The organism is Cellulomonas sp. KH9 (assembly GCF_900114185.1).
GTDB lineage: Bacteria > Actinomycetota > Actinomycetes > Actinomycetales > Cellulomonadaceae > Cellulomonas.
The window spans coordinates 473,005-492,184 of sequence record NZ_FOSE01000002.1 but is presented as its reverse complement, the minus strand read 5'-3'; the positions used below and the strand labels follow the sequence as shown (position 1 = coordinate 492,184).

6 protein-coding genes and 1 pseudogene are annotated in these 19,180 nt (G+C 76.4%); 4 read left to right on the top strand and 3 right to left on the bottom strand.

Translation table 11 applies throughout. The annotated features are described in order from the left end of the window. From BMZ16_RS08340 to BMZ16_RS08325, 4 genes are read left to right on the top strand one after another with little or no spacing between them, the layout of a single operon-like run. Entirely contained in the window at window positions 1-4,803 is a 4,803-nt protein-coding gene (locus BMZ16_RS08340; RefSeq protein ID WP_177199628.1) for a SidA/IucD/PvdA family monooxygenase, read from the top strand. Then, entirely contained in the window at window positions 4,800-7,223 is a 2,424-nt protein-coding gene (locus tag BMZ16_RS08335; protein WP_089799341.1) for an AAA family ATPase, read from the top strand. Before BMZ16_RS08340 ends, BMZ16_RS08335 begins: the two co-directional genes overlap by 4 nt. Continuing rightward, window positions 7,220-12,169, top strand: a complete 4,950-nt coding sequence (locus BMZ16_RS08330; RefSeq protein ID WP_089799339.1) for an eCIS core domain-containing protein — start codon at window positions 7,220-7,222, stop codon at window positions 12,167-12,169. The genes BMZ16_RS08335 and BMZ16_RS08330 overlap by 4 nt, the downstream gene beginning before the upstream one ends. Beyond that, window positions 12,166-13,188 carry an outer membrane protein assembly factor BamB family protein gene (locus BMZ16_RS08325; protein ID WP_089799338.1) on the top strand — a complete coding sequence of 341 codons (1,023 nt, stop codon included), beginning with the start codon at window positions 12,166-12,168 and terminating at the stop codon, window positions 13,186-13,188. Before BMZ16_RS08330 ends, BMZ16_RS08325 begins: the two co-directional genes overlap by 4 nt. A gap of 15 nt (window positions 13,189-13,203) precedes the next feature. Here BMZ16_RS08325 and BMZ16_RS08320 read toward each other — a convergent pair whose 3' ends face one another. The 3 genes and pseudogenes from BMZ16_RS08320 to BMZ16_RS08310 all read right to left on the bottom strand — a co-directional run bounded on the left by BMZ16_RS08320 (window position 13,204) and on the right by BMZ16_RS08310 (window position 19,126). After that, the gene (locus BMZ16_RS08320) at window positions 13,204-16,644 is read right to left on the bottom strand and encodes an ATP-binding protein (RefSeq protein ID WP_089799336.1); all 3,441 of its coding nucleotides are present in this window, start codon (window positions 16,642-16,644) and stop codon (window positions 13,204-13,206) included. Window positions 16,645-17,000: 356 nt separating this feature from the next. Continuing rightward, a pseudogene (locus tag BMZ16_RS08315) lies at window positions 17,001-17,660 on the bottom strand (DUF4194 domain-containing protein); the annotation flags it as partial. Beyond that, window positions 17,657-19,126: a DUF3375 domain-containing protein gene (locus BMZ16_RS08310; protein ID WP_089799334.1), complete on the bottom strand. Its 1,470-nt coding sequence runs from the start codon at window positions 19,124-19,126 to the stop codon at window positions 17,657-17,659. The pseudogene BMZ16_RS08315 and the gene BMZ16_RS08310, both read right to left, overlap by 4 nt. Window positions 19,127-19,180: the final 54 nt, after the last annotated feature.

Sequence of the window (19,180 nt, the reverse complement as noted above, 5' to 3'; positions counted from 1 at the left end):
GTGGAGCCGCGACCCCTCGCCTGCCGGGCACGCACCGACCCGGCCTCGCACCCCCCGGTGGCGCCGCCGGTGGGTGACCAGCGCGCGGGGCTGACCGCGATCCGGGACCTGGTCGCACGTGCGCCGGGAGAGCCGGCGCACCGCACCGGTGCGGCCGACCGGCTGCCCACCGGGGGGCGCGTGCACCGGGGCCCGGAGGCCGACCGCGTCACGGCCCTGCTCGGCACGCCCGCCGCGAGCGTCGGCCCGCACGTCGTGCTGTCGTCCGCGGCCACCCCGCGGGTCCTCGAGCACGAGCTCGTGCACGTCGCGCAGGACTCCGCGGAGCCCGACCCGACCCTGCCGTTCGCGCTGGGTGCCCGCGGCACCGCGCAGGAGCGGCAGGCCGCGCCGGGTGCCACCCCCACGGCCGCGCCGCGTGCAGCCGCAGGGGTGGGCGGTGTGGTCCGCCGCTGGGAGGAGGTCGACGCCGTCGAGTACGTCGACCGGCTGCAGGTCGAGATCGGCGCCGGCATGGCCCGCCACGTCGGCGAGGGGCCGGACCCCGTGCTGCCCCCGGGGCCCGCGGCGTGGGCGCCCGGCGGCGCGGCGGACCTCCTGCGGCACGTCGTCGAGCAGATGTGCACGACCGGTGACCTCGGCGCGTGGCTCGTGTGGGTGCTCGACCCCGTCTCGCCCTGGTCCGTCGTCGACCGTGCCCGGGTCATGCCGCTCGTGCCGGTCGCCCACGAGTCGGCACCGGGCGACGTGCAGATGTTCGAGTCGGGCCGTGGCCCGGACGTCTACGTGCCGGCCGTCGCCTACGCCCTCGCGGACGCCGTCCGGGCCGAGGCGGTGCGTGGGCTCGCGCGCATGGTGCCGCGCTACCTCACGGCGCTCCGCCGCGAGCTGGACGCGCAGCAGCGCTGCGACCCGGCGGACGACCTGCCGACCGTGCCGACGCTGCTGACCTCACGGCCCGTCGACGTGCTGCTGGAGCCGGTGCTGCGCGCCCACGACGGGCTGTCCGTCGACGTCGCCGCGCTGGTCTCCGCGCCCCTCGACGAGCGTCCTGCGGTGGTCGAGGACCTGCGCACGGTGACCTGGGTCAGCATGGGTGCCGCGGGGCTGGACCGCTGGGTGCGCGTCACGGACCCACCGGACGCGACGCCCGAGGAGGTGTCCCTCGCGCTGTACGGGCACCCCGCCAACGCGTCCCGGCTCACGCACGTGGGCATGCTCTTCGGCTTCGCGTCCGCCGAGGGCATGCTGCCCGACGCGCAGCTGCTCGTGGGCGTCACGCCGGTGGTGGCCCCGGCCGGGACCGCGCTCGACGAGCTGCTCGCGAGCCCGTACGCCGCCGAGGCGCGCCTGGCCACGGCCACGCCGCCCCGCGCGGGCGCGACCGGTGCCGCCGTCCTCGTCGAGGCGGGCGTGGCGGGCGCGATGCTCGCGGACGTCGTGCGGCTCGCCGGGCGGTTCGGCCTCGGGCGGCGCCTGGGAGGCGCCGCGGAGCGTCTCGACGCGCGGACCGCTGTGCTCGCCGCCGGGACCGAGGCCGAGGCCGTCGCGTGGGACGGGCACGTGCGGGACCAGCAGCGGGTGCTGACCGGCGTCGCGACAGGTCTCGCGGCGACCGTCGCCCAGCTCGACGCCATGGTCGACGCGCAGGTGGACCTCGGCGGGCACCGGCTCCCGTCCTACGTGCGGTACGCGCTGTACGAGACGGCGGAGCGCTACGTGCTCGCCGCCGACCGCAGCGACGTGCCCGCGCTCGCGACCGACCTGCTCGCGGCGGCCGACCTGAGCCTGCGGACGCTGCCCGCGACCCTGGTGGCCGGCATGCTGCGCGTCGTCACGGAGTCGCTGCACACCGCGACGGGGGTGACGTCGGCGCGCGGGTTCGACGCCGAGACGGCCCTCGGCCTGCCCGAGCTGCGGGTGCGCCTCGACGACCTGCAGCGCCGCCTGTCCACCGTGCGGGCCCTGCTGGTGGAGAACCCGGCCGACGCGGGCGCGCTCGCGGCGACGGTGATGCGGGACGCGCACGACCTGGCCGACGAGGTCCAGGTCGTCGCCGTGGTCACCCAGCTCGAGCAGGCGTGGTCCGCGCTCGAGGCGGCGGACGGCGTCAGCGCCTGGTTCGCGGGCCAGAGCGGGGACCTGGAGGCCCTGCAGGAGGAGGCGACGCGGTGGCGCGCGCAGTGGGCGCAGGTGCACGCGCACTGGCGGCAGGGCGAGAAGGACGCTGCGCGCACGGCGGCCGCACGGATCGCCCAGGACGAGGCGTTCGGCACGTTCCTGACCCGCGCCCAGGCCGAGATCACGGACGCGCGGGGCAAGGCGCTGATCGCCGAGATCGTGCTCGCCGTCGCGATCACGCTGGTGACGATGGGGGTCGGCGCGTACGTCGGCGGTGCGGTCGCCGGTGCCATGGCGGGCTCGCGGCTGGCGACCGTCGCCGTGACCGTGTCGACCGTCGCCGCGGAGACGTTGACCGCGACGGCCCTGCACATGCTGCTGCTCGCGCCCGCCGACCAGCGGACCGCGGGCGACTGGGCGACACAGGCCGGGTGGAACGCCGTGACGTTCGGGGTCCTGCGTGTCGTGTCGACGCAGCTGCGAGCGGCCGGCTTCATGCGCTCGCTCGCGCTCGACCGCACGGGGAGGTTCGTCGCCCTGGGGATCGAGCACTCGGCCAACGTCGTGGTGCTCGGTGCGGCCGACCTCGTCCGCGCGTCCTTCGAGACCGACGCGAACGGGCACGGGCCGACGTCCCAGGAGATGCAGGACCGGCTGGCGCAGGGCGTCCTGATGTACCTGCTCATGGCCGCCGCGGGTGCGGCCGCCCGCACGCACCTGCAGGTCGCCCAGGGGGCGGGCAGCCGGCACGGGTCGCTCGTGCGCGAGTGGGCGCGGCTGCGGTACGAGGCCGCGGGCTACGGCACGCGGCCGCCGGCGGTCTCGGAGCTGCCCGTGGTCGCCGAGCAGCTGCGGCGGTACTGGGAGACCAGCCGCGTGCTGGCCGAGGAGTACCTCGCCGACCCCGCGGCCGCGCGCCGCCTCGGCTGGTCCGAGGCCGACCTGCTCGCGCTGCGTGACGCCGCGATCGCCGCGCTGCCCGAGCAGCAGGCGTTCGCGGTCGCCGCGGCCATGCGCCCGGTCGGGCCCGACCACGTCCTCGTGCCGAGCGCACGCGTGCCGGACCTGCTGCGGCTGCACCAGCAGGCGGGCGCGACCGTCAGGGAGGTGCGGCGAGACCCGACGTCGGGCGTCATGACCTTCGAGGTGACGAGGGACGGCACGACCCAGCGGATCACGCAGATGCCGGGACCGCTGCGGGCGGGCGAGAGCGCGTCGGTCCGTGCACCGGACGCGGCGGAGGCCGGGGCGGCGCGTCTGGACGCCCTGCGCGGCGGGCTCGTCGTCGACCTGCGCAACCGGCAGCTGACGGCGCTGGTCGAGGCCCGCCGGGCCGCGCACGAGATCATCCGGGTCCGCCACCTCGTGCTCGGCAGCGGCCAGGCCGGCGTGATGGCGTACGCGACCCGGCCGCCGGGCACGGGCCGCGGCGCCGTGCCCGGTGCCGACGTCACCGCGATCCCGGAGGTCATGGGGATCGCCGACGGACCCGACATGTGGCGCATCGCGGGGCTCCGGCCCGCCGGGCAGGGCGCCTCCGAGTGGTTCAGCCGCGGGTTCGCGCGCCAGCCCCAGGAGTTCGCGCCGGCAGGGCGTGGTCTGGCGAGCGTCGAGGCGTTGGCGGCCGCGAGCCTCGCGACCGCGTACGAGTCGGGGATGGCGACGTACCGCGCCCGGGTCGTGCGGGTCGAGGTGAACCCCGACGTCGGCGTGCCCGCACGCCTGCGGGTCACGGTGCGCACCGCGAACGGCACGACGCACCACGTGTACGCCGACTCGGTGGACGTCGGGATCGGTCCCGGCCCCGCCAGGCCGCTGCCGCCCGGGGTGCTCGACGCCGCGAGCAGGGCCCCGCTCGAGCAGTCGGGCCGCGTGCTCTACGGGGAGGAGGCCCTCACCGTGCCGATGCCACGCGAGGAGGTCCTCGTCGTGGGCAGCGGTGCCACGGCGGCGTGGGTCGCGACCGACGCGGTCGGCCGGCTCGGAGCGGTCCGCGTCGACTGGGTGGCGAACCCGCGCGCGCCCGCACCGCTGTCCGAGACCGTCGCGCGGAACGTGCAGGCCTACCGGGCCCAGGGCATCGTCCTCACCGCCGAGGACGTCGCGTCCTTCTCGCCCGCGATCGTGCCGGGCAACGAGGCGGCGTTCCGCGGCGGACCGGTCCGGCGCGTGCTCGCCGAGGTGGGCTCGGTGCGTGCGGGCGACCCGAGCGTGCCCACCGAGGCGGGTCGCGTCGTCGTCGAGCTGCGCGCCGCGGACGGCACCACGGCGCGACGCGTCGTCGACCGCGTCGTCGTCGCACGCGGGCAGGCCCCGGGCGGGCCGGGCGGGCAGGCCCCGATGCTGGCCGGCACCCGGTTCCGCATGCAGCTGGACGGCGGACGCCTCGTCGCGCTGACCAGCGTGGACCCACCGGGCGCGGTGCGGCTCGTGGGTGCCGCCATGACGACCGGCGGCATCGAGGAGCTCGTCGTCCCGGGGGAGCGTGCCCAGTTCGTCCGGCTCGTGAGGGAGCAGGCGGTGGGCCCCGAGGTCCCGGCGAACTCGCAGGCGGTGCCGCCCTCGGTGCACCAGACCGGCGTCAACGTGCCCCGCTCCAACCGTGTCGACCTCACGACCCCGGCCGTGCCCGACCAGCGGCCGAGGGACCGTGACCGGGACCGCAGGGACGTGCCCCGGTGACCCGCGACGAGGTGCTCACGCGTGCGCTCTCGCGGCTCGACGCGCAGCTGCTGCACGCGTGCGACGTCGAGCAGCACCGCGTGACGCTGCTGGCCGGGGACGGGCGCACCGGCTGGGACGGCGTGCGCAACCTGCTGCGCCCGACGGTCGCCGAGCTCGCACAGCCCGGACCGGCGTCCGCACCCGCACCGTCCGACGAGCCGCTCGTGCCCGCCGGGCACCCCGTGCTCGACCGCCTGCGCACCGTCCTGGACGTCGCCTCGCTCGACGTGCTGCTGCTGCTGCTCGCCCCGCACGTCGACCCGCGGTACCAGTCGGTGTACGCCGTGCTGCACGACGACCTCGACGAGCGGCGGGTCACCGAGCGCGTCGTGCTGCTGGGCCTGGGCACCTCGCCGCGCCGGCGCGGCGCCGTCCGGCGCGCGCTCGCGGCCGGCTCGGCGCTCGCCCGCGGTGGTCTGGTGCGCCGCGCGCCCGGCGCCTTCGCACCGCTCGGGTCACCGCTCGAGCTCGCGCCCGACGTCGTCGACGCGGTCCTGGGCGACGCGGCGCCGGGCGTCGACGCACCGAGGTCCTCGCACGTGGCCGGCGCTGCGCGCGTCGCTGCCGTGACGGGCACGGCCGGCACGGCCGGCCCCGGTCGCGGTTCCCTCACGGCGGCGCCCCTGCTCGTCGTGCACGGGACGGGTGACGCCGTCGCGGCCGCGCGGTCCGTGACCCCGCCGGGCGCGGCGCTGCTGGTCGTCGAGGTGGCACCCGCCCCCGACGCGGCCGACGTGTGCCGCGCGGCGTGGCGCGCCGGCGTCCTCGCGGGTCTGGCACCGCTGGTGGACCTGCGGGGCTGGACCGAGCACGAGACGACGCCCGTGGTGGCGGCGCTCGTCGGTCTCGTCGACGACGTGGGCGGGCGCCTGTGGGTCGCGTCGCGCCAGCCGGTCGCGGTGGCGGCCCCGCACCTCGAGGCACGCCCGCCCGACTGGTCGCAGCGGCGCCGCACGTGGACGAGCACGGCCGCCGCGCTCGGTGTCGCCCTGGACGACGCGACGGCCGACGTGCTGGCCTCGCGGCACCGCATCGACGCGGCAGCGGTGCACGACGTCCTCGCCGACGCACCCGTCCCCGACCTCGCGACCCTGAGCGCGCGGGCCGCCGCGTACGTGGGCGCGCTGCCGACGGCCGCGCGGCGCCCCGTCGTGCGCCGCCGGCTCGACGACCTCGTGCTCGCACCGGGCACGCGCGACGCCCTCGACCGCCTCGTGCACTACGTCGCGCGGCGCGACGAGCTCGCGCGTGCCCAGGGGCTGGCCGCCCGGCACCGCGTCGAGCACGGCCCGCTCGTGCTCTTCGCCGGGCGCTCCGGCACGGGCAAGACGGCCGCCGCCGAGGGGGTCGCCGCCGCGCTGGGACGTCCGCTGTTCACGCTCGACCTCTCCCAGCTCATGAGCAAGTACATCGGCGACACCGAGAAGAACGTCGACGAGGTGCTGCGGGCCGCCGAGCAGGCGTCCGGCGTGCTGTTCTGCGACGAGGCCGACGCGCTGTTCTCGCACCGCACCGAGGGGGCGAGCACCGCGGGGGAGCACTTCAGCAACGTGCTGGTGGGCTACCTGCTGCAGCGCATCGAGGCGCACGAGGGCGTCGTCGTGCTCGCGACCAACCTGCGTCACGCCCTGGACGACGCCTTCGTGCGCCGTTTCCGGTTCCGCATCGAGTTCCCGCTGCCCACCCCGGACGAGCGCGAGCGGATCTGGGACGTCATGCTCCCGCCCGGGGTGCCGCGCGCGCCGGGGCTCGCGCTCGCGGGGGTCGCCCGGCGCGACGACCTGTCGGGCGGGGACGTCGCGAACGCCGCGCTGCGGGCGATCTTCCTCGCCGACCGCGCCGGTGCGCCGCTCACGCAGGAGGTCCTCGAGCAGGCGGTCGCGCTCGAGCTGATGGAGCAGGGCCGGCTCTCGCGCCCCGACCGACCGGTCCTGCCCGACGGCGCCGCCGCGCCCCCCGACCGCGGCCTCCTGCTCCGGGCGTTCGTCGAGACCCTGCAGGCGCAGCTGCGCACGGTGCTGCGGGCGACGTTCCTCAAGGAGGTCCACGTCGTGCACGGCTCGCCGTCGCAGGACCGGCTCGCGGGGCGTCGGCCGGCCGTCTCGCTGACGCTGCTGCGGCTCGCGGCGCCCCGTGGCACCCGGGGCATGCGCGCGGGGTTCGTCGTCTCGGTGTGGTCCGCGTTCCCCGAGGAGGAGTACGAGCTGATCGGCGTCGTCCACGAGGCCCTGAGCGCGCTCGACCTCACCGAGGTCGCGGGACGTCCCACGCGCGTGCGGCTGCACGAGAGCTCCGACTTCGACCTGCTGCACAAGTTCTGGTCCAGCCACGAGCGGCCCGTGCAGGCCAGCGTGGTGCTCGACGTGGAGATCGAGTGAGCGCCCGCACGGCGCACGGCCCCGTCCTGGCCGACCCGGTACCGCGCCCGTCACGGGTCGCGGACCACGCCCCGGCGCCCTCGGTGCCCGGTGCCGTGAGCCCCGCCCCGAACCGGGAGACGCTGCGGGCGGCACGGCGTGCCGGGCGGCAGCAGGGCCGCGCGACGGCCCGGGCACCCGATCCGCGGGCCCGCGCACCACGCGTCGACGGCACGGGTGGCGCGGTGGCCGAGTCGGCGGCACGGGCAGCCGCGCGCGCCGTGCTCGCCGCGCCGCCGGGTCTCCTCACCGCGGCGGACCGCGGGACGGCGCCGGTCGCCGGGCGCACGCTCGCCGCCCCGGCGCCCGGCCCGACGGCGGCACTCGGGCCCGGGGCCCCGCTCGCGCCGCACGTCCTGGCCGCGCTCGCCCCGCCGGGAGCGCCGATGCCCGCCGTCCGCGTCCACACGGGTGCGTCCGCCGGTCGGATGACCCGGCTGCTCGGGGCACGGGCCGTCACCGTCGGCGCGGACGTGCTGTTCGCGCCCGGCCGCTTCGACACCCTCACCACCGCGGGTCAGGCGCTGATCGCGCACGAGCTGCGGCACGTCGCCGACCAGACGTCCGCGGGTGCGGTGCGCGTGCAGTGCTCGCCCGACGAGGTGCTGGTCTCGACCGTCCTCCCGGACCGGGTGTCCTCGTGGTCCGACGCGGACCTGTCGACCGCCGTGGACCTGCTGGCCCGTCAGCTCACCGACCTGGCGGTCGACGACGTGCTGCGGGTCGCCGCGGTCGAGAACCTCTTCACCGTCGCCATGGAGTCCGACGACCGCGGCCTGGACTGCGCCCCGCGGGCGTGGCAGACGCTGCGTGAGCGTGTCGGCGGGGACCTCGCGCCCGCGTCGGCGGTCGCGGACCTCGAGGCGCAGGTCGACGTCGCGACGACGATCCTGACGCAGGCGTTCGGCACGGACCTCACCGCGGAGGCGGTCGTCCGTCTCGACCGGTGGCGCCGCTCCCTGCCGCTGCTGCCCGCGGGGGTGCTGGGACCGATGCAGCACCGCGTGGGCCGGACGGTGGTCGTCGTCGACGAGCTCGTGGCGCTGCGGTCGGTCACGCCCGACAGCGCCCCGCCCGAGCCGGCCGACACGAGCGACCCGCTCGCGACGGGCCTGGTGTCGACCGTGCGCACCGCCACGACGACGCTGATCGCGACGCTCGACGGGGCCGTGCGTGCCGTGGCGTCGGGCACGCAGGACTCGACGCACCGCGCGGCACGCACCGCGCAGGAGGCGTACTTCGACGCGTTCAGCCGCAGCTTCACGTACTCGGTGGAGAAGGCCCGCAAGGGCCTGCCCACCGGGTCGTCGATCCCGCAGCCGCGCTACCTGGGCGACATCGACGTGTGGCCCAACCGCTGGTACGGGCACGCGACCGAGAAGCGCCGGTTCGACACCGCGTGCACCACGGTGGCGCAGGAGCTCGACGCGCTCGGGACGTTCACGGGGCTGTGGGCCCGGCCCGTGGCGGAACGCGCCGCCTACCTCGTCGAGCACGGCGACGCCGCGCTGGCGGCGCTGCACCACGCCCGACCCCTGCAGATCGCGTACGCCGCCCTGGCGTACTCGTCGCTCGTCCGTTACGAGACGCACCGCCGCTACCAGATGAACTGGGACGACGCCGAGCTCGACGGAGGGCTCGCGGGCGCGGCGTCCCGGGCGCTGGACCTGCTGGACGCGGCCGGGGAGCCGGACGAGCGCGCGCTGGTCAGCCTGCAGGACGCGCTCACCGTCCGCATCGCCGAGGCCGAGGCACGGTTCGAGCACCTGCGGGACATGGACACCGCGATCGAGTGGATCGCGACCATCGCGTCGATCGTCATCGGCGTCGGCGTCATGCGGCTCGGCCTCATGGCGCTGCGGGCCGGCGTCGCGTGGACCGCCGGGCGGGCCCTGGCCCCGACCGTCACGCGGTTCGTCGTGGGGTCGTTGCTGTTCACGGCCGGCTCGACCGTGGGCCGCGGTGCCCTCACCGGTCAGTGGCCGACCCTGCGCCAGCTCGGCACCCAGACCGCCCTCGACATGGCGACCTTCGGCATCGCACGCGGCGCGCACGCGCTCGTGGGATTCGCGTACGCGGCGTCCGGCAGCCGGCTGACGGCCGCGGGCATCGTCGCCGGGATGCGCGCGGCGCCGCCCGTGGCCGTGCACGCCGCGACGTTCGTCGCGATGTGGGCCTGGGGCAGCACGCTCGCGATCGTCACGGCCGACGGTCCGATGGACGCGAGCGCGATCGCGTCGACGATCGCGCGCACCGGGGCGCGCACGGCGCTGGACCTCGTGGTGCTGCACTACGCGACGCGGCTCGTCGAGCCGCCCGCCGCTCCCACCACCGGCCTGGACGCCACGGTCGGGCGTCAGTGGGAGGCGCTGCGGGCGCAGTCCCGCGACGTGGGGGGACGACTGCAGGAGTGGCTGCGCCGCCCCGGTCGTGACCCCGCCGAGTTCCGGCGGCTCACCGCCGAGGGCGAGAGCGTGCTGCTGCGCATGCGCGAGGTCATGGGCCGGATGTTCGAGCTGACCCCGAGCCAGCGTGCCGGGCTCGACACGATGCTGGGCGACCAGCTGCGGATGATCGAGACGCTGCGCCAGGGCGTGGACCTGGGCGTCGAGCAGACCGGTGACGTCGTGTGGCGCTACCGCGGGCCGATGGACGCGCTCGAGACGTACCTCGGTCGGCTGCAGCGTGCGGGCACCGTGGACTCCTTCGTCCGTGGGCGCGGCGGCGTCGTCGAGGTGAGGTTCGCCGACGGGCGGATCGCGTTCTTCGCCCCGCGCGGTGCGCCGTCGCCGGTCGTCGAGGCGCGGCCCGACACGACGGGCGCCGCGGTGCGCACGTCCGCGCCCGCGCTGCCCGCCGCGGTCCAGGCCGACGCGGTGCTCGCGCTGCGCCTGCTGCCGCCGGGGGAGGGCGCCCGCGTCGCGGGGGCGCTCGGCCCGCCCGGGTCGAGCGACCTGGTGGCGTGGCTCGCCCGGCCGGACGTCCTGCCGCTGCTGCGCGGCACCGACCCGTTCGGCACGGGACCGCGCCTGCGGGAGATGCTGGCCGACGCACCCGCCGCCGAGCTGATCCGGGGGATGCGGCCCGCCGACGTCGCCGCCTGGTGGGCCGCTCGCCCCACCCCCGACATGTCGGCCGTGCAGTTCGCGCAGCACCTGCAGGCCCTGCGCTCGTTCCGGGGCACGCTCGAGCTGTCCGCACCCGGCCAGGCGGTGACCGAGACCGCGCGGTTCGGCAGGTCGGTCGCGGACCGTCCGCTCGTCGTCCACGCGCCGGCCGTCGCCCCCGGGCCGAGCGCCGCACCGTCGACGTCGGCACCGCTCACCGCCGGGTCCGCGACGGTCACGTCCACCGGGCAGCGGGCGCGCATCAACGACCACCTCGCGGCCGCGGGGTTCGAGGGCCACGCGATGGTGGAGATCCGGGGGCTGTCCGAGACGTGGGTCGTCGACGTGGTCGCGGGCGTCCCGGTGCGCGCCTGGCGGTTCTCCGACGGGCCGCGCCTGGTCGTCGCGGACCTGCCGCTGGAGACCCGGCTCGCCGAGGTCCGACGGGCGGTCGAGGACGCCGAGACCCTGGCGCAGGTCGACCGGGTGCGCGCCACCGAGCGGCTCGCGGGGGTCCGGGCGCTCGTCGAGCAGCTCGACGTCCTGCGCACGACCAGGGCACCCGATCTCGCCGACGCACGCAACCTGCTCGAGCGGGCCCAGCCCGACCGGTTCGTACCGCAGCCCGTGCTGCCGGGCCCGGTGCTGGAGCCCGCGACGTTCGCCGAGAGCCTCGGTCGGCGGCGCGCGGGCGTCATGGCGCGAGCGGCCCGCATGAACCTGCCGCGCGACGCGGGCCAGGCGCCGTCCGCCGCGGCACGGGTCGCCGTGCTCGCGGTGGAGGCCCTGCGGCCCCGCAACCCCCGCGGCGCGAGCGCGCCGGACACGCTCGCGGCGATCGAGCGGCAGGCGCTCGCGGCGGAGCAGGCACTCGACCGGTTGTCGCTCGCGGCGTACGACCGGGTGGTCGGGCGGCTCGGGGTCGACGTGGTGGCCGCGATCCGCGGTGGTCGCCTCGGCGCGCTCACGGACGTGCAGCTGGGTGAGGTGATGGAGTCCCTGCGGTCGCGTCAGCTCGTCCCGCCCGGGGCCTCGCCGGACGTCGTGGTCGACACCCTGCGCGGGTACCTGCACGCCCTGAACCCGCCGCCGGGGGTGCGGTCCGTGGCGGTCGAGCGCATCCTCGACGCCGCGCCCACGGCCGCGGCGCGCGGCCGGGCGATGCAGCTGTTCGGTCGCCTCGCGGAGGCGCAGGTGCCCGGCGTGCACGACGTGCTGCGGGCCATGGTCGGCAGCCGGACGTCGTGGCGCGGGGGCATGTTCGCACTGGAGATGGTGGTGCGCGGCGGCCCGGAGAACGTCCTGGCGGTCGAGGTGCGCGAGTCGGTGCCCGACCCGTCGCGGCCCCGGGACGTGGTGCGCGTCTACGACATGGTGCGGCGCGCGGCCGCGGGCCGGCCGGCCGAGCTGCAGACGATCGAGCTCAAGGACTGGTCACGGTGGTTCGAGGAGTCGATCCGCAGCCACGGCGCGGACGGGCGCAGCCAGTTCGAGCGGGACGTGCTGCTGCGCACCGCGGGACTCACGGACCCGACCGGGCTGCGGCGCCTGTCCTGGGTGTTCCGCGGCCCGGGGCCGGCGGTCGACGGGCTGACGGACCCCGCGCAGGTCCAGGCACGCATCCGCTCGGTCATGCGGGGTGCGCTCGACGCCCTGCTGGCCGACCAGGCGGTCCCGCTCGCCACGCGCGAGATGTGGCTGCGAGAGTTCGACGCGTACAGCAGGATCGTCGAGATCGTCGAGCTCGACCCGGCGAGCTGGTCGGTACGCCGGCTGGCCCCCGACCCGGAGGTGCCGTGACCCACCCGTCGACCACGCCACACGGCGTGCCGGTGCTGCCGTCGACCACCCGCCTCGACCTGGCACCCGCGCAGGGCGTCACGTCCGGGGCTCCGCGGGTCGTCGGCGTCCGGACGGTCGACCCGCGCGCGCGGCGCCGGTGGTTGCTGCCCTGGCGCGACCGCCTGCTGCTGCACGCCGACGACGCCGTCCACGACGTCGACGCCCCGGGCGCGCCCGCGGTCGCGGCCCGCTACGTGCTCCCGGCGACGGCGGACGGCCCCCTGGTCGTGACACCGGAGGGCCGGCTCGCCGCGTGGGACCGCGCACCGTTCACCTGGCCCACGGGCGACCTGCTGCACGACGTGTCGGTCGTCGGCCTGGGGGAGCACCTGATGCTCACGGACCACGCGGCCGGCACCACGCGCCTGGTGACGCGCGACGGCGACGACGTGTGGAGGGCGGCCGGCCTGCTGCACGCGACGCTCCCCGCCGCCGGGCTGCTGCTCGGCCTGGCCCCCGACGACACGGCGACGGTGTGCGCGTGGTCGCTGGTCGACGGCGCGTCGGCGTGGCGGTACACCGCGCGTGCGGCGGTGCGCCAGGTCGTGGCGTGCGTCGGCGACCGCCTGTGGGTCGGGCTGGACGACGACCGGCTGCTGGCGCTCGACGTCGCCACGGGCGAGGTCCGCGCGGCGGTGCAGCACCCGGGCGTCGACGGCTGGCGGCCCGGGCCGGTGACCGCGGACGGGCTGCTCGTCCTGCTGCGCCCGTCCGAGCTGACGGTCGTCGACCTGTGGACCGCGTCCGTCGACCACCACGTCCTGACGCCGGGCCTCGGCGACCCGATGATCGTGCGCGCCGACGCCGGCGGCCACGTGCTCGCGGTGGACGACTCCCGTCGCGTCTGGTCCGTCGACCTGCGCGAGCCACGCCCCGTGGAGGCGGCGCGTGCCGGTGCGCCGGCGACGGGCCTGGAGGTGCACGACGGCGCGTGGTGGGTCGTGGACCAGGGTGGTGGCCTCACGACGCTGCGGTGAGCGCCGCGGCGCACGCTAGACGCCGGATCGTCCGGTTCCGCCCCGCCCGTCGCGAGTCGTCCCGGCGTCCTGCGCCACCCCGGCCACCGGCTTGGTCCGCGACCGGCCCGTGGCGTCCTTCAGCACCACGTACTTCAGGTCCACGTGCGGCTCCAGCGCGCTGAACTTGTCGTTCGGCGCCCCGATGATCAGCTGGAACCCGAGCCCGCGCCACGCGCCGATCGCGCGGCCGGTGAACCGGGCGTCGGCCTTGATGAGGGCCTCGTCGAGGAACACCGGGGCGTACCGGGGACGCTCGGCGCCCGCGTCGCCGAGCTGGTAGCGCAGCGCCGCGCCGACGATGAACGCGACGAGCTCCTGCGACTCCCCGCCGGACTTCTCGCCGATGTGGTCGTACAGCGCGACGTGGTTCCCGTCGAGGTCGACCTTCTCCGCGGACAGCCGCACGTGCCGGCGCACGTCGACGAGGTCCGCGAAGTCCGGGGACGTGCGGCGGATGCGGTCGATGACCTTGGCCATCCGGTGGTACCGGCGCTCGCGCTCGGCGTCCGTCGCCTCGGTCGAGAGCACCTCGCGCAGCTCACGCAGCTCCTTGCGGAACCGGGCGACGACGGTCGACTGCGTGTCGCGCGCGTCGATGCGCAGGCGGTGGTCGTCGTCCGCGAACGGCAGGTCAGCGAGGATGTCGTTGACCGGCCGGATGCGTTCCTTGATCTCGCGCACCGAGCGGGACAGCGCGCTGTGCAGGTCCGCCAGGTCGTTGCCGGACAGCCGCAGCAGGCTCTTGCGCCACTCCGCCTCGAGCTCGTGCAGACCCTGGGCCTGCAGCTCGGTGAGGATGCGGTCGTAGTCCGCGTACGACGCGTCCGGGTCGGTGCCGAGGTTCGGGTCGGGCCAGCGCTCGACGAACGTCTCGAACGTGCGGCGCAGGGCCTCGCGCGCCGTCGCGACCGTCTGCTGGGCGGCCTGACGGTCCGCGCGCAGCAGGTCCGCCGCTCGTGACACGACGGCGTCGAAGGCGTCGAGCGCGGCGGACGGGTCGGTGCGCGCGTCCGCGCCCGGCTGGTCCGCGGCGCCGCCACTCGGCTGGTCCGCGGCGCCGCCGCCCAGCACGTGCTCGAGGTACGCCCGCTGCTCCGGGTCGAGCTGCGTCCCCGCGTCGTGCGCGGCGTCCAGCGCGCCCTGGGCGACGTCCACCGCGTCGGTCGTCGCCGACCAGCGCTCCCCGAGGTCGCCGGCGGCACCCTTGGTGCGCCCCAGCTGCTCGGTGAGGTCCTGGATGAGCACCTCGAGCTCGACGGCCCGCTGCTGCAGGCGCACCACGTCGGGGTTGCCGGACGTGACCTCGTCGACGACGAACTGCCAGCGGTCCCGCTCGGCCTCCACGCCGGCGACGTCGACCTGGTCCCACGTGAGCTCGACCACGGCGGTGTACGCGCGCAGCGTCGCGTCGTGCCGGTCCCAGGCGGCCTCCGCCTCCTCGACGCGGGCCTCCGCGGACGCGAGCCGCGCCTCCGCGACCTCGACCTGCCGCTCCAGGTCGCTCAGGCGGCGCGTGTTCGTGAAGCCCAGCACGTTGCGGGCCCCCTGCCCGCCGTGCGCGCCGCGACGCCCCTCGGAGACCTGGCCGCCGCGCGTCAGCGCCTTCTCGTGCTGCGCGAGCTCCCCGGGGGTGTCCACGCAGACGTACGCGAACCGGGACGCGAGCTCACCCTTCAGCCAGCCCGTGAACGGGCTCTGCCGGTAGTCCAGCCGGCCGGGCAGCGTGCGGCCGTCCATGCCGACGTCGTCGCGCAGGTCCGTGGGGACGCCCTCGAAGCGGATGCGCCGACCCGTGCGGACCGTGTCGATGGCGCGCCGGAACGCCTGCAGGTGGGCGATGTCGATCAGCAGGAGCGTCGCGAACCCGCCCAGCGCCAGGTTGAACGCGTCGCGCCACGGCTCGTGCTCGGTGCGGACCTCGACCAGCTCGGCGACGAACGGCAGGTCCTCGGGCGCCAGACCGGCCGCCTGGGCCAGTGCCGCGCGCGTCGCGTGCAGGTCTCCGGGGATGTTGTCGTGGCGGTGCCGCGCGTCGTCGTGGTCGCGGCGCAGGACGGCCAGGTCGGCCGAGGCCTCCTTGCGCTCGGACATCGCGTCGAACAGCGCCTGCCGGGCGCCGGCCTTGGCGTCGGAGTCGGCGAGCGCGTGCCGGGCGCGGGCGACGAGGTCGGTGAACTCCTCGAGCGTCGTGACCGACGTCCCGAGCGTCGAGGTGAGGACCTCCTCGAGCCGGGCCCGCGCCCGGGTCACCTCGTCCAGCCGCGTCCCGACGCCCCGCAGCTCGCGCTGCGCGGTGGCGAGCCGGTCGCCGCCCGACGCCCACAGGGTCTGCTTGACCCCGTCGAGCTCCGTGCGGGCGGCGGCGATGCGCGCCGAGGTCTCCGCCGCCAGCCGCTGCGCCTCCCGGTGCCGGCCCTGCAGGTCCGTCTCGACGTCCCGGAGCAGCCCCAGGCGCCGCTCGTGGCGCCACAGCGCTGCCGGCGACGTGCCGTCGTCGAACCCGCCGACCGCGTCGACGACGCGCAGCCGGGCCGCGGCCTCCTCGATCGCGGCGCGGTGCTCCCGGATCGGCTCGAGGGCCTTGACCTGCTGGCGTGCGGTGATCATCTGCTCGCGCGTGCCCGTGAGCTTGTCGAACTGCTCGACCACGGCGTCGGCCGTGGCGAACGTGTCGGGCTCCTCGAGCACCATCGCCTTGTACAGCGCGTCGACCGTGGTGATCTGCTGGCCCGCCTGGATGCGCCCCAGCAGGGCGACGGCCTTGCCGCCGTCACCCGCGGCACCGATCCCCAGGGTCGAGTGCAGCCGCGCGGTGAACTCGCGGTCGGTGTCGAAGCACGTGAGCCCCGCGGCCGCCACCGCCGAGCGCGCCAGGCGCTGCGCCGCGGCCGGCTCCAGGTCCCGCAGGTCGAACGCGGTCTCGCACGTCGCCCGCACGGCGGTGACGTCCTCGAGCGTGCGCGCCGACGACGGCACGTACCAGCCGCGCACCGCCGTGAAGCGGGTGCCCGACTGGTCGGCCCACGTCATCGCGATCGCCGACCACGTGTCCTTGCCGTCGCCGCGCAGCACCCGCTGCCGGGTGCCCTCCTCGGTGCGCGACTCGTCGAGCTTGCCGCGCGCGTACGACAGGATGTTGCGCTGGTCCTTGCCGCGCGGACGGCCCACCACCCCGCCGTTCGACGCCCCGTTGAACGGCGTCGTGTGCGGCATCAGCAGCGCGATGTACGCGTCCATCAGCGTGGACTTGCCCGAGCCGGACCCGCCGGACAGCAGCGTCGCGGTCGACGCGAGGCGCACCCGGTGGTGCCCGTCGTAGCCGCCCCAGTTCACCAGCTGCAGGTCGAGCGCGACCCACTGCTGGCCCGTCGACGCCGCGGGGATCAGCCCGAACAGCGAGTCGACCATCGTCACGGTGCCGTCTCCTCGTCGTCGTCCTCGCCGGACGCCTGGTCCGCCAGTGCCTCGTCGATCGTCCCCTGGCCGGGGATCTCGTCGACCGGGCCGCCCGGGGGTGCGTCACCCGTCCGCTCGTGCGACTCGTCGGTGGTGGGCCGGGAGGCGAGCGCGTCCCGCTCCGCCACCTCCGCGGCGGCAGTCTGCGAGGCGTCCGCCTCCTCGTCGTCCGCCTCGTCGTCGTCGGGCCCGGCGTCGTCCGTCTCGTCGTTGCCCGTCTCGGCGTCGTCGACGTCGCTGCCGGCGTCCTCGGTGACGTCGGACCGCGGGGCAGGGGTCTCGTCGTCCGTCGCGGACGTGGCGTGCGGGTCGTCATCCTGCATGGCTGCGTCGCGCGTCCGCAGCCACTCGCGCAGCTCGGCGAGCCGCTCGTTGCTGAGCACGACCTCCACCAGCGGCGTCACGCGGTAGCGCCCCTCGGACTCCTCGTCGATCACGCCGTCCTTGGCCAGCCGCGCGACCGCCGTGCGGATCTCACGCTGGTGCGCGGCGACGTTGGTGTCGTCGGGGTCGAAGTACGTCAGCGCGGTGGCCTCGAGCTCCTCGACGTCGACGCGCGCCGACGTCTCGCCCGCGCCGCGCTCCCGCTGGAAGACGGTGCGCAGGTGCACGAGCACGAGGGTCTCGGCACGCGTGTACGGCTCGTCGCGCAGCAGCACGGGCACGTCGAGCTCGGCCGAGCGCACCTGGCGCTTGTACGCGATGCCCCGCTCGTGGTCGACGACGAGGTGGACGAACAGGTCGTGCAGGCGCGACTCGACGACCTGCTGGTTCTCCAGCAGGGTGCGCCACTGCGCCGGGTTGCGCTCGGCCAGCAGGAACCGGCGCTGCAGCAGCCGCACGAGGACCCGGCGCACCTCGGCGTCGAGCGTGCCGGTGTCCCCGGCGAACAGCTCGGCCGGGTCGTCCTCCATCGCGACGGGCGCGATGAACCCGCCGGCCTCCAGGTCGTCGTGCACGACGGTGTCCGTCATCGGTCCTCGTCCCTCGTCCTCGTCGTCGTCGCGCCGAACGCGAACCGGCGGCGCGTGCCGTCGGGTCGGACCGCGTCGACGAACGCGACCTCGTCGCTCTCCGTCATGCCGCGCTGGTGCGCGAGCTCCAGCAGGCCCAGCAGGTCGACCGGCCGGCGCAGCTCCGCCGGCGCGGCGCGGAACGCCGCGGCCAGGTCGACCTCGGGTGCGTCCTCGCCGAACGTGCGCAGGTGCGCGTCGAGGTCGGCGTAGTGCGGCCCGCCCCACGCGCGGGCGTCGGTGTCCGACACGTCCGCGTCGTCGTCCCGGTCCGGCAGCGCGTCGGGCGCCTGGGCGGGTCGCAGGTCGCCGGGCGTCTGGCGCAGGTGCTCGACGTCCGCGACGGGCAGCCGGCGCAGCGGTGTGACGGCCTGCCCGCGGCGGGAGTCCGGCAGCCAGGCCTGCATGCCCGTCATGACGTCGCGCAGCAGGTCGTCGACCTGCCGGTCGCGCAGCGGGTCGTGGTTGCGCACCTGCGCCGTGATCACGTACGACGCCTCGCGCTGCGCCGTGAACACCTGGTCGAGGCCCTGCTCGATGCGCCGGACGATCTCGCGCAGCTCGGCGCGCTGGGCCGAGGGGAGCCGGGCGGCGAACCGGTGCCGCAGCACCGTGTCGAGCTGCGTGGACAGCTCGTCGAGCCGCTGCGGGTCGCCCAGCAGCCGCAGCGCACCGGCGAACGCCCGCCCCTCCGGGGTCGCGTCCATGACCTGCTCGCCGCGCTGCAGGTACTCGCGCAGCACGTCACCGGTCGGGCGCTGGTCCTGGCGCAGGGCGGTGACGACGTCGCGCTGCATCGCCTTGATCGACTCGGCGACGCGTGCGAAGTCGGCGGGGAGCTCGCGCACCAGGTGCACGACGTTCTCGGCCTCCTCGAGCAGCTCCTCGTCGTCGACCTCGTCGACCTCGCCGGTGCGCTCGAGGCGCGCGATCTCGGCCTGCAGCCGCTTCACCTCGGTGTCGAGGCGGGCGATGCGCATCATGACGTCGGGGTCGGCGTCGAGCGCGAGCCGCTCGACGGCCTCCAGCAGCGTGCGCACGCGCGACTGCGACACCCGGGCCCGCGCACCGCCGGCACGGCCCGCGACCTCGAGGGCCCCGACCGCGTGCGCCGAGAGCCGGTACACCTCGACGTCGTCGTCCAGCACCTGGCGCACGAGCCAGCCCGCGTCCGCCCACTGCCGGCACAGGTCACGGGCCGAGCCGACCGGCAGGGCGTCGCCGTGGCCGGCGGCACGCAGCTGGTCCAGCGCGTCGGCGACCTCGGTGTGGGCGTCCGCGACGGGCACGGCGGGTCGCTCGGCCGTGAACACGAGCGACAGCAGCGAGACGACCAGGGGAGCGTGCCGCTTGTGCAGCAGGTCGAGCATGGGGTTCTGGAACGCCCGGACCGCTCCCAGGTACGCCCCTTCGGCACGAGTGATCATCGCGGGACAGCGTAGGTGGTCCGGTGGGGTCCTCCGCCCCGCGCGGCCCCGGGG